Genomic DNA, 15,448 nt, shown 5'->3' with positions numbered 1-15,448 from the left:
CGCATCCTCTCTCCCTTACAAGCAGACTAGCCTAGAAACGAAGACAATTTTGTAGGGACATCCACAAGAGGTACCCCTACACAATTTCAATTGTCAGCAATGCTAAACTTTGAGCATTAATTTTGGGCATGAAATCTATTCGTGTTCTACCACAAATATATTGGCATAGAGGTTTGCTAATATCTGCTTTCCCTCTTGCGTCAGCTCTAAGTAGCGTAATCCATCCTGGATGTAAGGATAAACGACATTCCAGTAAAACTTCGGGTAGTTTCTTCGCAAATCTCCGGGAGTTTTGTAACCCAATGTTTTATTCACCCCAGTTTCTTCAAATTCGTAGAACAATCCACTAATTTTTTGCAAGTAGCGCGGATCGCTAAGTTGACCAATTAAATCGGCGGCGCGAATTAAGCCTGGAAAGTTATTAGTATCTTGATGATCTGCATCTGCTGGCACAGGAAAACGAGTTAACTCAATATTCTTCTTGATCGTTTCTGTATCTATCAGTTTGTGACCGCCAAAACGCTCTTCAATAAACAGTTTTCCGCGATCTACATGATAAGGTGTAAGGCTGGCATCGGTTAATCCGGTTGGCAGCGAAATGAGCAAGTTGTCAATACCTGTGGCATACACCCTTTCACTGGGTCGATCTTGCAGGCAAACTCCTTTGACGTAGCCAATATCATGGCACAACAAAGAAATGATACAGTGCAACCAATCTTCGCAATAAACTCCCCCAAAGCGGATATGTTTGCCCCGCAGAATTGCTTGTCCCACTAAGGTGACAAAGATGGTGTGTTCGACGTTGTGATAAAGGGCGTCGCTGTTAGCAATATTTTCCAGAGCCATGTTTCCAGCCCAGACGATGATATCAGGGTAGTCTGGTTTAAGACCGCCGTAAGTGCGGCAATAGGCAGCTCGCAGGCGTTCAACGAAGGTATCGATCATCACCATTGTGGGATTAAACATCTCTAGTCCCCTGATAAAATTGAGAGCGCATTTAGAAAATTCAATTAAAGAAAATCAATTGTTATAAATTGATTAAAATTTTGAAGCGTTTACTGATTGGCCTAAAACTACTCTTCTAGGGCGTTTAATTTTATTCATTTTCTAAATTAAAACACGCTTACTTGCTACTTCTATCAGTAGTTTCACTTACCTTTATGCAGACCGCAACCAGGAAAGCTCAGAAGTTCTGAGTGTTTTTCAGGCTACAGCCAAACTGAAGACGCGAGAGCATTCAGTTTGGCTAACCCCTGTTACACATCAGACCTAATTAATTCAGGAAACCCCAGGAAAGTTCAGGAAATCTCCAGTCTTTCCTCTGTTATCTCCTATAGGAGATTGTTTTTGCTTGCACCTTCCCAGGGTTTCTTAAGGTGGTGTAATACCATTTCAGTAATTGCCTGCAACACAGCCGACGAATTGCTGCGATGGGAGCACCGCTACTCTAGTAACAAGGAGGAGAAAGAGAAAATCGCCAGTATAGTGCCAGTAAAGCCAATAGGATTTCTGAGAAGTGTCAAAAGTTGCCCTTTTTTCTAGCGTTAGCGTTCGTGTAGCGGCGCGGATGTGCGATCGCACATCCCTTTCGCGCATCCGCGCTGCTTCGCGGGGATGCAAGGGATATCTCTACCGTTTAAGCGTCTCGATTAGGACTTTTCAGACATTCTCTAATAGGTGTAAGAAGATTAATAGCAGGAGAGCGTCACGCTTTAGACTCAGCCATCAGGATTCCCTTAGAGCTTAGAAAGAAGGAGTCCCTGGCTCAGGGGAGTTTTGTCCGCTTTATTGCCATCGACGGGCTGTGGCAGCTACATTTTTATAATAGGAAGTCATCCTAGGCTTACTGTTTGGTTGCACTTATAAAAAGTTATCAAATATACGCAAGGTGCAATTTTAAATAGGCCCTTGATTCCATCAGTTTCTATTTTCAGATAAAGACTGATCAAGATTTTCATTGGCAAGAGGTGAGAACGCTATGTAAATTTAATCGATCCATCTCTTAAAATGAACTTTCCTATGTGAATCAGGTTGCAAAATTTATTAAATGTTAAATATAGCAAATTTGCTCGATTTTCAATCTGTTTTTAAGGAACCGCTAAGGACGCACTAGCCTTAATTGAGCTATACACTTTCTTCGCTAGAGCAAAAAAACGATAAAAAAAATTTCTGAACACCTAGAATTGTCATATATCAAATAGCCCTTTCAAGCAAGCATGGAAATTAACGAAGCATTAAGTTTTATAGACAATTTAATTTTTGTTAAAACAGGAAAGCACTTAAACGATCTTGAAAGGGAAGTATTTCTAGGATCTTGGGAAGGAAAAACTTATGAAGAGATTTATCCTTTAAATCCTCAATATGTAGAAAAAGATGTTGGCTATAAATTATGGAAAAAGCTTTCGACCGTTTTGGGGGAAAGAGTTAGCAAAAAAAATTTCAAAGGGGCAATAGAACGCGCTCAGAAGCAGGAGTCGCACTCAGCAGAACTACCACCGAACGGGAACCAGAACCATTCCCAAAAAGAGGTAGAAGTATTTACGAAGAGAATTTTTATCTCGCACCGCGCACAGGAGCCAGATAGGGGACTAGCAACTCAATTTTACGAAACCCTGAATGCTTCTGGATACACAGCCTTTATGGCGAGTGTAGGCGCACCTACAAGGGATGTCCAGAAAGGCGAGGGTCAGAGACATTCCTCAGAAAAAATCGGATGGTCAGCGCCGCCTCTTCTTTCTCAAATTGATACAGAGTTACAGCAATGCGACTACTTTTTGCTGCTAATTTCTCCCCAAACGGCGGTAAGTGAAATGGCGATCGAGGAGTTGCGACGAGCGAAGGAATTGCGCTCTATTCAGAATAAGCCAGCCGTGCTAACAATTCGCGTTAATTGTCCCTCGAATACTCCGCTAAATCACGATTTACGCAGCTATCTTGATGGAAATGAACAATTTGAGTGGAACTCGCCTGCTGACACTCCAAGTATTGTGCAAAAAATTCTGAGTTTACTGGCAAGAAGCGTGGAGTCCGGCGTTGTAGAGGCAGATTTAACTAGGATATCCGTGGGGATACCTGAGGAATCAATCGATTCATCTCTAGAGAAGCCTGAAAGCCTAACTCCTTTAATTTCCCAGGAGGATGAAGGGCCATCCGTCATCCTGCATTCTTCAGATGCACCCCTGCCAGTAGCAGAACCAGAGTTACCCAATGGTCAGGTGCGTCTGGCTTCTGCGTTTTATGTAGAGCGAGTTCCTTATGAAACTCAGTGTTACAAGGAGATTTTGCAACCAGGCGCTTTGATTCGGATCAAGGCACCGAGACAGATGGGGAAAACTTCGCTGATGGCGAGGATTCTTTATCGAGCAAACGAGCAAGGTTATCGGACGGTACCGTTGAGTTTTCAGCACGCGGATACGGCAGTTTTTACAGATTTAAATCAACTTTTGCGGTGGTTTTGTGCCCGAATTTCTCGAAAGCTGCGCCTTCCTCATCAATTAGATGATTATTGGACGGATACTTTTGGTAGTAAAGATAATTGCACGATTTATTTTGAGGATTGTTTGCTGTCAGCATCTGACAGTCCGTTAGTATTAGGGTTAGATGAAGTGGATCGGGTTTTTCAATATCCCAAAATTGCTGACGATTTTTTTGGGTTGTTGCGGGCTTGGTACGAGGAAGCTGGTTATGGGAATGGCGATAGCGATCGCTGGCAACAACTCCGGCTGGTGGTGGTACACTCAACGGAAGTTTATATCCCTCTGAATGTCAATCAATCCCCGTTTAATGTAGGGTTGCCGATTGAGTTACCGGACTTTAGCCCGGAACAGGTGCAAGATTTAACTCAGCGGCATGGACTGAATTTGAATGCAACGCAGGTTGAGCAATTAATGAGGCTAGTTGGTGGACATCCTTATTTAGTCCGATTGGCGCTTTATCATATCGCGCAGCAAACGATTACGCTGGATCAACTGTTAGAAACTGCACCCACAGAGGCGGGACTTTACGATGACCATTTGCGAAGACATTTATGGAATCTACAACAACATCCAGAGTTAGCAGATGCTTTCGCTAAAGTAGTGATGGCGGACACACCCATCGAATTAGAGTCGGTGCCAGCATTTAAATTGCATAGTATGGGGCTGGTACAGTTGCAGGGCAATTATGTCACGCCGCGCTTCGATTTATATCGGCAATATTTTAGCGATCGCTTGTCAATTAAAAACTAAAAATTAATAGGGATTAGTTGAGTTAATAGTTGGGCTATCTCTTAGGCAAATTTTAGATAACTGTTAGCTAAAAGTATAGATCAGTTATTCATTACTCACAAAAAACTCATTTGTCAGAAGCATGGTGTTTTCTACCCAATCAGAACCCCTTATGAGTCAAGAGCCAAACTTAGCCTATAACTACAAAGTGGGTGGACATTTACCGCTTGATGCTCCTACTTATGTAGTGCGACAGGCAGATTTTGACCTTTACGAAGGGTTGAAGGCGGGAGAGTTTTGTTATGTGTTGAATTCTCGACAGATGGGGAAAACTAGCTTGCGGGTGCGAACGATGCACAAGTTGCAAGCGGAAGGATTTGCCTGTGCAGCGATAGACTTGACGAAAATTGGGAGCCAAGATATTACGCCGGATCAGTGGTATGCCGGAGTGATGCGGCGGTTGGTGACGAGTTTCCAGCTTTCAGACAAGATTAACTTACAGAGTTGGTTGCGCGATCGCGCTTTTTTACCTCCGGTACAGCGCTTGAGTGAATTTATCGAACAAGAGCTGCTAACATCAGTCAGTCAGAAAATTGTTATTTTTATCGACGAAATTGATAACGTCCTTAGCTTAAATTTTAAGACTGATGACTTTTTTGCGTTTATTCGCGCTTGCAATGAATACGAACGTCTGACTTTTGCCTTGCTAGGAGTGGCGAGTCCCTCTGATTTGATGCAAGACAAAAACCGGACTCCTTTTAATATTGGTCGGGCGGTTGAATTATATGGTTTTCAATTACACGAAGCGCAGCTTTTAGCGGGGGGGTTAGCTGGGAAAATTAGCAATCCTCAAGAAGTGCTAAAAGCGGTATTAGATTGGACGGGAGGACAGCCGTTTCTTACCCAAAAACTTTGTAAATTAGTCCTTCAACAAGCAGAGAAAAACTTATTACCCATTAGCCAAATCCCAGATTGGGTTGAGAGATTAGTGCGCTCGCGGATCATCGAGAGTTGGGAAGCAATGGATGAACCACCGCATCTAAAGACGATACGCGATCGCATTCTCCGAATTGGACAGCGCAGCCGTACGCTACTGGATCTCTATCAGTTAATTTTGCAACAAGATGAATTAGCATTTGACGAAAGTCCCGAACAAATCGACATACTACTATCAGGAGTAATTGTCAAGCGGCAAGGGAAGTTAAAGGTATGTAACCGCATTTATGCCTCTGTATTTAACGAGAGGTGGGTAAACAAGGCGTTAGCGGATATGCACGCCGACTTCATGCAAGTTGTTGCTACCCAAGAACAAAAACTTCTATCGATGCTTAGCGTGATGGAAGGCAAAACATTTGATGATATTCTTTCAGAAATATTAGGTTCTATTACTTTAAAAATGGGCGAACTACTGAGTGTAGATCGCACAACAGTTTTCTTTATAGATGAAGAAAAAAGTGAACTTTGGTCAATTATTGCTAGGCATGAAGACGGAAATCATCCCGAACTTCAGATTTTGTCAAATAAAGAAACTAAAGGACGATTAACTTATTTCAAAAAATTTGTCAGCACTCCCTTTAGTTTTTGCGACGATCCCGCTGAGTTGGAAGCGGAGGAATCAGATACAAATAAGGGATATCGCACCTACAACGAGTTGATTTTACCAATATTAAATGAGCAGGGAGATTTAGTTGCTGTTGTTCAATTACTGAATAAGTTAAAGCAGCCGAATAATCCACAAGCTCGCTATTCAGAAAGAATTGATAAATACGGTTTCACAGAAGCCGATCAAAAACAGTTTGCTGACTATGCTCCGGCAATTCGACGAATTCTAGAAAGATGTCAGTATTGTTACAAATTAACCCAAAGACTACAAGCCTCAGAAGCACTGACAGAAGCAACGCGATCGCTCTCTCAAAGCAGCCTTGACTCTGAAGAAGTCTTGGGTCGTGTCATGGATGCGGCAAAAAAACTGATGAATGCCGATCGCAGCACGCTTTGGCTAATCGATCGAGAGGCAGATGAACTATGGACAAAGATTCCTTTTGAGGACGGTTCTGTTCGAGACTTGCGAGTCAAAGTAGGGCAAGGTTTCGCTGGCAAAGTTGCTGCATCTGGAGAAACTTTAAATATTCCCTTCGATCTGTACGATCACCCTGATTCGGAGACAGCTAAGAAAACAGATCAAAAGACGGGTTATCGAACTTGTAGTTTACTCTGTATGCCCGTTTTCAGCCCTGATGGTGAATTATTGGGTGTTACCCAATTAGTGAATAAAAAGAAACCGGGTGTTTTTCCAGAATATAACCCAGATCATTGGCCCGAAGCCCCCGAATGCTTCAAAGCTAGTTTTGATGGGAATAGTGAAAAATATATGCAGATTTTTAACTCTCAAGCGGGGGTTGCTCTGCAAAATGCCCAGAAATTTGCCAGCGTCAAACAAGAGGCAGAATCTCAACAAAAAAATGTGGTCAGTCAAACTCTGGCGATGCTCAATAGTGTCATGGATAACCAGGGTTTTGATGATATTTTAGATAGCACCTTGCGTTCGATTACTCTAAAAATGGGCAAATCTTTGAGTGCCGACCGCACGAGTATCTTTTTATTAGATGAAGACAAACATGAATTTTGGTCAATTATCGCCGAAGCCGATGGAGATGGTTCTTTAGAAATTCGGATACCTGCTAATAAAGGAATTGTGGGCGAAGTGGCAGCCCGCAAAGAAGTTATCAATATTCCCTTCGATTTCTATGACGATCCTCGCTCTGATGCAGCAAAAGAGCAAGACAAAAAAAACGGCTATCGCACTTATACAATGTTGGCGTTGCCACTCTTAAATGAGCAGGGAAATTTAGTCGCAGTTATTCAGTTACTCAACAAATTAAAGCGATTTGGCGACCGGACTACATCCTTAGCAGAAAGAATCGATCGACAGGGCTTTACAAAAGCAGATGAAGAAAGATTTGCGGAAAATGCCCCAATGGTTCAAATGATTTTAGAAAGCTTCCGCTCTTATCATAAAACGGCTAGAGGGCAACGAGTGGCAGCCGCATTAATGGCAGCAGCTCGTTCAGTGAATCAAAGCAGTTTGGATCTTCAAGAAATTCTCAAGCGGGTGATGGAAGCAGCCAAGAAACTGATGAACGCCGACCGCAGTACTTTATGGATTTTAGATCAAAAGCCTGGTGAATTGTGGACGCAGATTCCCTTTGATGATGGTTCGGTAAAAGAATTGCGGGTGAAAGTAGGACAAGGTTATGCTGGCAAAGTTGCCGAATCAGGAGAGCCTTTGAATATTCCTTTTGATTTATATTCTCGCCCAGATTCGGAGACAGCTAAAAAAACCGATCTTCAAACAGGTTATCGCACTTGTAGCTTACTCTGTATGCCAGTTTTTAGTCCCGATGGTGATTTGATTGGCGTGACTCAATTAGTGAATAAAAGAAAGCAAGGAGACTTTCCAGAATATGACAGTCCCGATCAATTGGCATTTCTACAAGAGGAAGCTCCGGAATATTTTAGGGCTAGTTTTGATGACAGCGATCAAAAATATATGCAAATTTTTAATAATCAAGCTGGAGTCATCCTCCAAAATGCCGAACTTTTGGCAGCAGTTAAAAAACAAGAGCGATCGCTTCGAGACAACCTGAGTGAATTGTAAATTTAAGCGTTGGTTCAGTACTTTGGGAATAACCCCATCCTGCCTTACTAAAAAACAGTGTTGAAGTTTTAAATTATCTAAAATTATCTAAATGCCTGCCCCGTCGAGGAACTCCGTAATCAGCCGATTAGAAGCATTTGAAATGATCGCCTTCTGAAGGCTAGCGTGCATGGCAACGGGTACCTTTCTTTGAATTTTTAACGATTCAATTTCCTCCTCTAAAAATTGAATCCGGTCAAACAAAGCCCGTATCACTTCTGCTTCTGGATCTTGCAGGCTTTCATTGTTAACGGAAGCATCCAAATTATCTTTGCGGCGGACAATTCGACCCGGAATGCCAACGACCGTGCAATGTGACGGAATATCCCGTAAAACAACGGAACCGGCACCAATGCAGACACTATTCCCAATTTGGATATTGCCTAACACCTTCGCCCCCGCTCCCACTACGACATTTTCTCCTAATGTTGGGTGGCGTTTGCCTATTTCTTTGCCAGTACCGCCGAGCGTCACGCCTTGGTAAATCAGAGCGTTGTCTCCCACGATTGCAGTTTCTCCAATCACAACGCCAATGCCGTGATCGATGAAAACGCCTTTGCCGATTTTGGCTCCTGGATGAATTTCAACTCCCGTGAAGAAACGAGCCAAGTGGGAAATCAAGCGAGGAATGAAGGGAAACCCAAGGCAATAAAACCAGTGCGCCACCCGATGAAAGAAAAGTGCTTGTAAGCCTGGATAGCAGAACAGCACCTCCAGCCAATTGCGTGCCGCTGGGTCGCGCTGAAAAATTATTTGGAAATCAGCGATCGCAGTCTTCAGCAAGGGCCGCTTCTCCCTTCAAGTGTTAGATGGACAGCAGGCACAATTAAATTACCTGTAATTCGGTAGGGATACCGTAATTTCTTCATAAGTTAGGAGTATGCCATAGCCTATCTGCAAAAACAATCCCTAAAAGTGCATAATTCCTATCGGCAAACCGTAGTATACTGGGAAACGTTCTTGGCTGTCGATAATCCCACGCGATGGAGCTGTCCTGGAAGGTGAGGTACGCTTTGTTGGTCTTAGAACTAGCCAGCCACCAGAAGCTGGGAGACTTCCTGCAAATAGACCACATTGCTGTCGGTCAACAAATACTAGACTGCTATTTAGGCAGGTGTTGATGACGTTGTGGCGCTGCGGCTTAGTCCTCAGTCAACAAGGCGCTTTCATCTGGGTATTTGTTGGCGGAGGAACCCCAGCGAATTACGGTGTGAGAGGTGCTTGGAACCCTTGAGTCCAGCTGCTTCGCAAACCCTTGAAGATTTTATGATTCAGGAAATTTGACAGGAAGCGACAAGAACAGCGATTCGCTACGGGCGATCGCTTCACGCCGTCTTGCAGTGCGAGACGTTACAGGATCTGCTCTCGAAATGGGATGAGAGTCAACAGTTGAGTCCATGTTTTACATCTAACTTTGGCGGAGTAGTAAAGATGCGAATTGCTCATAATGTCACGGAATTAGTTGGTCATACGCCTCTGGTTGAGCTGAATCGGATTCCGCAATCTGAAGGCTGTGTAGCGCGAATTGTTGCGAAGTTGGAGGGGATGAACCCGACCGCTTCAGTAAAAGACCGCATTGGCGTCAGCATGATTCAAGCTGCTGAAGAAGCGGGTCTAATTCAGCCGAGAAAAACGATTATCATTGAACCGACTTCTGGCAACACTGGCATTGCACTGGCGATGGTAGCGGCGGCGAAAGGCTACGCCTTGATTTTGACGATGCCAGAGACAATGAGCCAAGAACGGCAGGCGATGCTCAAAGCCTATGGTGCCCAACTGGAACTGACTCCTGGCGCTGAAGGCATGAAGGGAGCGATCGCCCGTGCCGAACAAATTGCGGCGACAACTCCGAACGCTTTTGTACCGCAACAGTTTCGCAACCCAGCTAATCCCAAAATCCATCGGGAAACAACAGCCGAGGAAATTTGGGCTGATACTGACGGTGAAGTAGATTTCTTGGTTGCGGGAATTGGGACGGGTGGCACGCTGACTGGAGTCGCTGAGGTCATCAAGGCACGAAAACCGAGTTTTAAAGCGATCGCTGTAGAACCCGTCAGCAGTCCAGTCCTCTCTGGCGGTCAGGCGGGAGCGCATAAAATTCAAGGGATTGGTGCTGGATTCATCCCAGATGTTCTCCGAACTGAGCTGATCGATGAAGTGATTGCTGTTACGGATGAGGAGTCGATTTATTACGGTCGCCGCTTGGGTCGAGAAGAAGGATTGTTGTCGGGTATCTCTGCCGGAGCAGCTTTAGGTGCTGCAATTCGGATTGCTAAACGTGAAGAGAATGCAGGTCGTTTGATTGTTATGGTGCAACCCAGTTTTGGCGAACGTTATCTAAGTACACCGTTATTTCGAGAACTGGAACCTCAGGAAGCTCAGGCTGCTCCAATTCTGGTTTAAACCCACGGCTGGAGTGGTTGTATCGCTGCATTAGTGCCAATACTTTGAGGCAAGACGCGATCGCATTTATTTTGTTTGCGATCGCGCAGTAAACACATTCCTGGCACCTCTGGTAGGTGAAATCACTCTAGGCAGGGCACCTACCAGAGGTGCCCCAACATTCTCTGCAAACGGAGAGAGCGATCGCCAGGTTAGTTTTATTGTTGCTTTTAACCTATTCTTAACCTAAACTAATTTCTAAACCCCAGTAAACCCAGCGAATTACTGTAGTTACCGTGAGATAGAGAAAATATCGCCTAGCCAGTCATAAATAACTGGGCTACTCTAGCCCAGTTTTTAATCAGTACATTGGGGGACTGAGGGATAAGTGTTCTAGTTATTCTGGGAGTTCCACCAATGAGTTCGATGTTTTTCAGTCCAAGCGATTGGCAGAGCGTAACTTTTAGGCTTACCACTGCACTACTGGTTGGTGGCGCGATTGGCATGAACCGCCAACAGCCTGGTAGACCTGCTGGCTTGAGAACTTTCATGATAGTTAGCTTAGGTGCTGCCGCATTTGTAATGATTCCCTTGCAGGTGGATGGTGACAATACCTTTTCTTCTTCCAATGCTCTGAGTCGTACCATCCAAGGCGTTGCTACGGGAGTCGGGTTTCTGGGTGCAGGAATGATTCTGCAACAATCTCATCAAAAACTTAGAAAAGCCGAAGTCAAGGGGCTAACTTCCGCCGCAGCTATTTGGTTGGCGGCTGGATTGGGAGCAGCCGCAGGCTGTGGATTATGGCGAATGAGTCTGATTGGAACGCTATTTGCATTGGTGGTTCTTAGTGGAGTGAAGAAACTCAAGAAGTCTCCCTTGATTCGTCTTCACGATGACAATCGGACAAAAATACCGGAAAAAGACGCTGCATCGAATCAAGATGCAGCGAAGTAATAACTTCATTGGTAGGACTGGTAGGACTTTTAAGAGCGATCGCTGCGATATTTCTTAAGGCTTGGTTGGTGAAACAGACACTACCCATAGAAAACAGCTATGGAATTCTTGCATCTGATTGTGAGAGTTTGCTGACTGATGAGCTTAGTTACCCATCGCGTAACTTTAATTAGAACAAAGTTTAGTAACCTAACCACAAGGTTTTCAGGTTACAAAAATCCAATAGTTTTATTAGGACAGCGATCGCCATCCGATGAAAGCCTATCAAAACTTCTTTTCAGAGTCAAAATTAATGATTTCCCTAGGTGCTTACATAGTAAGCATTTCCATCTGTGCGTGGCGACTGGTAACAGACTCGCTACTTTTAGGCCAGATAAAACGTCAGAATTCACTGATGAATCCTCAGTTTCTCCTAGCCTATCAAGAACAAGACCCTACAACTTCGACAGATGCTTTGTAACAAAATTTGAATCACTTGTCTCGACCGTTGGATCTGTTGCTACTAAATTTTCATGCACTGATAGAAGTCAACCGATGCTCAGCGGATTCTCGGTCTGTACCCCTGTAAATGGTTATGAGTATTAGCTGTATCACTTGTTCAATCAAACAAGTTCAGGGATAGATTGGACACTAGCTCCTGAGAGATTAGTCGTTTATTTAAACAATTCTACGCCAATTCGGTCGGAATACCGTAATATATATCCAAAGACTGATATTCAGTAAAGATTTTCTGTATAAATATATCTATAAGTCTTAAAGTACAGTAACCCTACCGAAAAGCCGGAGTTAACACCAAGTTACAACTAAATAAAGCATAACTATCTGGATTCAGAACCATCGTTCATGGCAATCAAAAATGCATCATGAACAATCGAGCTTATTTAATAAAAGCTGCAAACCGCTACAAGTAACAACTTAGCTGGAGAATGACTGATGTTGTTATCGTGCGCCTTCGCATCTTCCACCCGCTCCAGGCTCACAATCCAGTCAACAGATGGAAATTGAGTTTACCTTCTCTTTAACTGGGTTGATGAGGGTGTGATTCTCCATCGGGTACTAATTTTCGTTTCCTTGAGACATTTATAAGGATACCTATGAACCATCTCACCGCTCCGCTAGTTACAACTCTTCAGCCTCGTTTTGACGTTCGTGACAGTTCGTGACAGATGGAGGTTATCTATTTATTCTTTACAGATCATCTCAATCCTATCGATCTCTTTGAATCTGAGTAAATTTAATTAAAATTCTCTTTCGTAATCATGTTAAAATATCGGTTTTTATTAACATCTCTGATAGTTCTCACCTTCGGGATAACCTCTTGTAGTAGAGAAGAGGAAAAAAAGGCTCAGGTGAGTATTGATGGTGGAGCAGTAGGCTTTCCTATCCATCAATCGGTGGCTGAAGAATTTCAAAAGGTTAAACCTGATGCTCAGGTTAGTGTGGCTTCAAGCGGTACTGGCGGCGGCATGAGCAAGTTTTGTGCTGGAGAAATTGATATCGTTGGTGCTTCACGTTCCATTAGGGATGAAGAAATCAAAAGATGTAAAAAGAAGGGCATTGATTTTGTAGAACTGCCTGTTGCTTTAGACGGAATTGCCGTGATTGTCAATCGTCAAAATAACTTTGCTAAATGCTTGACTATCGAGGAACTTAACAAAATTTGGAATTCCAAATCAGACCGCAAAATAACCAACTGGAATCAAATTAATTCAAAGTTCCCCGACCAGCGGCTCAAGCTTTATGCTCCTGCTTCTGATACTGGAACGTTTGATTATTTCACACAAGCTGTCACTGGCAAAGCAAAAAATAGCCGCACAGACTACACTCCTAGTCACAATCAAAACGTTCTTGTCCAAGGAATTGCGGGCGACACAAATGCTATAGGTTACGTGGGGATATCTTACTATATGGAAAACCAAGACAAGCTGAACTTGGTTGGTGTGGAAAGTCCAAAAGGAGAGTGTAAAAAACCAGTTCCGCTAGACAATGTTGTTAGAAACATTTATCTACCTTTATCGCGTCCCCTCTTTATCTATGTCAGCAAGACTGCCCTAGATAACAAACCTTCGGTAAGAGAGTTTGCTGAGTTCTATCTAGAGAATTCGTGGAAATGGGTCGATCAAGTTGGTTATGTAGCGCTACCCGACGAGGCTTACCACAAGGTAAAACAAAAACTTGCCTCTGGGCAAACGGGTTCTAAATTTAAAGATGCAAAACCTGGCGAACCGATCGCAAATCTTCTTTAAGAGGAACATAAAATCTACAACAAAGCTTGAAGAAGATTACTCAATTAATAACAGCATTTTTAGCTGAACTTTATTTATGCAAAATACAAACTTTAGCAATCAATTTAATGGCGCATCCAGGCGATCGCTTGAAAAACAAGCGTCTGACGATATCCAGGAAAAAATTATTGAGGCGATCTTATTTTGTTGCGCCTTGATTTCTGTCCTTACTACGTTTGGAATTGTTTTTATCATCTTCCGGGTAACGTTTGATTTTTTCCAAGAGGTTTCGTTTGCTCAGTTCTTTCTCGATACTAAGTGGACACCTTTATTTGCAGAGAAACATTTTGGAATTTGGCCTTTGATCAATGGCACTCTAATGACTACGGCTATTGCCATGCTCGTTGCCATTCCTCTGGGTTTATGTTCAGCTATCTATTTAGCCGAATATGCTTCACCCAAGGTAGCAAGAATTTTACGCCCGGCGGTAGAACTGTTAGGGGGAGTACCTACTGTTGTCTATGGCTACTTTGCACTTTTATTTGTTACACCTGTTCTACGCTTATTCCTTCCCCTAGAAATTTTTAACGCCTTAAGCGCTGGGCTAATGATGGGAATAATGATTAGCCCTACAGTGGGTTCCATCAGCTTAGATGCCATACAATCTGTGCCTCGCTCTTTGCGCGAAGGAGCTTACGCAATCGGCGTAACTAAACTGGAAACTATTATCAAAGTTGTCCTTCCTGCCGCTCTTTCTGGAATTGCTGCCTCGATTATTCTGGGCATTTCTAGAGCCGTTGGTGAAACGATGACGGTTCTAATTGCTGCTGGGCAAGAGCCACGAATAAGCCTTAATCCCTTCCAATCAGTGGAAACAATGACAGCTTATATGGCTCAGATTTCAGGGGGAGATAGCCCTCGTGGCAGTGTTAATTACAACACTTTATATGCTGTGGGAGCCGTTTTGTTTTTAATAACGCTTGGGTTGAATGTTGTCAGCCATTGGATTTCTAATCGCTTCAGAGAGAAATACGATTAATAAACATGAGTAGTTCTATTTCCCGAAACAAATCCCAGGAACCACAAGGAGAATTTTCTGCGAATGTAGAGCAGAGAGAAAGCACAGGCAAAATATTTGAAATTATCTTTTTGCTTGGTCTATCTATTGGTTTAGTGGTTCTTGCCGTCCTAGTTTTTGATGTCTTTAAGGATGGGTTAGGGCGGCTGTTGAGTCCTGGCTTTCTGACCGAAACTCCTTCCCGGTTCCCCGATAGAGGTGGCATACGCCCTGCTATTTTTGGCAGTATGCTTCTAGGTGGATTAGTCATGTTAATTTCCGTCCCTATCGGTGTAGGAGCGGCTTTGTATCTGGAAGAATATGCACCGAAAGCTTGGTGGACGGATATTATCGAGATTAACGTTAGTAATCTCGCTGGAGTCCCTTCAATTGTTTACGGTCTACTGGGATTAGGGGTTTTCAATTATCTTTTGAATTTCGGGCCAGCTTTACTTTCAGGGGCACTAACGTTATCGTTGCTGTCTTTACCAGTAATTATTGTGACAGCCAGAGAAGCAATTCGAGCTGTTCCCGATTCTTTACGGCAAGCTTCTTATGGCTTAGGTACAACCAAATGGCAAACGGTGTGGAGTCACGTCTTACCTTATGCGATTCCAGGCATCTTAACAGGGGTGATTATTTCCATCTCCCGTGCGATTGGCGATGCGGCTTCTTTAATTGTTGTCGGAGCTGTGAGTTTTCTCACATTTAATCCTGGGTTGTTTCAGCGCTTTATGGCTCTGCCCATTCAAATTTATACCTATATCACTCGCCCTGAGCCTGGTTTTGCTAATGCAGCAGCAGCGTCAATCATTGTTTTACTGTTATTGATTTTGGTCTTAAATGGTACTGCAATATACCTTCGACAACGCTTCTCTACCTTTAAATAGGGTTTCAATTAAAGTTATGAGTTTTTAGCTTTAATTTA

10 protein-coding genes are annotated in these 15,448 nt (G+C 43.4%); 7 read left to right on the top strand and 3 right to left on the bottom strand.

Going from position 1 to position 15,448, the window contains the following annotated elements:
* Window positions 1-135 precede the first annotated feature (135 nt).
* Window positions 136-966, bottom strand: a complete 831-nt coding sequence (locus NDI33_RS09490) for an Npun_R2479 family HD domain-containing metalloprotein (protein WP_190415962.1) — start codon at window positions 964-966, stop codon at window positions 136-138.
* A 1,250-nt stretch (window positions 967-2,216) separates the two neighbouring features.
* On the opposite strand from NDI33_RS09490, the gene NDI33_RS09485 reads away from it, so the two are divergent.
* Both NDI33_RS09485 and NDI33_RS09480 read left to right on the top strand, forming a co-directional pair.
* Window positions 2,217-4,226: an AAA-like domain-containing protein gene (locus NDI33_RS09485; RefSeq protein WP_190676557.1), complete on the top strand. Its 2,010-nt coding sequence runs from the start codon at window positions 2,217-2,219 to the stop codon at window positions 4,224-4,226.
* A gap of 151 nt (window positions 4,227-4,377) precedes the next feature.
* Complete coding sequence (locus NDI33_RS09480; RefSeq protein WP_190676555.1) at window positions 4,378-7,863, top strand: GAF domain-containing protein; 3,486 nt, start codon at window positions 4,378-4,380, stop codon at window positions 7,861-7,863.
* Window positions 7,864-7,950: 87 nt separating this feature from the next.
* On the opposite strand, the gene cysE is transcribed toward NDI33_RS09480, so the two are convergent.
* Window positions 7,951-8,685 (bottom strand): serine O-acetyltransferase, encoded by a 735-nt coding sequence (cysE, locus tag NDI33_RS09475; protein ID WP_190437305.1) that lies wholly within the window; start codon window positions 8,683-8,685, stop codon window positions 7,951-7,953.
* A gap of 481 nt (window positions 8,686-9,166) precedes the next feature.
* Entirely contained in the window at window positions 9,167-9,301 is a 135-nt protein-coding gene (locus tag NDI33_RS09470) for a hypothetical protein (protein ID WP_277878909.1), read from the bottom strand.
* Between the two features lie 32 nt (window positions 9,302-9,333).
* Here NDI33_RS09470 and cysK point away from each other — a divergent pair, with 32 nt between their 5' ends.
* The 5 genes from cysK (at window position 9,334) to pstA (ending at window position 15,410) form a co-directional block, all read left to right on the top strand.
* Window positions 9,334-10,305, top strand: a complete 972-nt coding sequence (cysK, locus tag NDI33_RS09465) for a cysteine synthase A (protein ID WP_190525478.1) — start codon at window positions 9,334-9,336, stop codon at window positions 10,303-10,305.
* Between the two features lie 405 nt (window positions 10,306-10,710).
* Window positions 10,711-11,238 carry an MgtC/SapB family protein gene (locus NDI33_RS09460; protein WP_190676670.1) on the top strand — a complete coding sequence of 176 codons (528 nt, stop codon included), beginning with the start codon at window positions 10,711-10,713 and terminating at the stop codon, window positions 11,236-11,238.
* A gap of 1,259 nt (window positions 11,239-12,497) precedes the next feature.
* Window positions 12,498-13,484: a PstS family phosphate ABC transporter substrate-binding protein gene (locus tag NDI33_RS09455; protein ID WP_190676553.1), complete on the top strand. Its 987-nt coding sequence runs from the start codon at window positions 12,498-12,500 to the stop codon at window positions 13,482-13,484.
* Window positions 13,485-13,560: 76 nt separating this feature from the next.
* Window positions 13,561-14,502: a phosphate ABC transporter permease subunit PstC gene (gene pstC, locus NDI33_RS09450; RefSeq protein WP_190415955.1), complete on the top strand. Its 942-nt coding sequence runs from the start codon at window positions 13,561-13,563 to the stop codon at window positions 14,500-14,502.
* A 5-nt stretch (window positions 14,503-14,507) separates the two neighbouring features.
* A complete protein-coding gene (pstA, locus tag NDI33_RS09445; RefSeq protein ID WP_190415954.1) occupies window positions 14,508-15,410 on the top strand; it encodes a phosphate ABC transporter permease PstA in 903 nt (300 codons plus the stop codon).
* The last annotated feature ends 38 nt before the right edge of the window (window positions 15,411-15,448 follow it).

The sequence above is a fragment of the Trichocoleus sp. DQ-A1 genome, from assembly GCF_039961955.1.
GTDB lineage: Bacteria > Cyanobacteriota > Cyanobacteriia > Cyanobacteriales > FACHB-T130 > FACHB-T130.
This window is presented reverse-complemented; position numbering and strand designations above follow the sequence as displayed.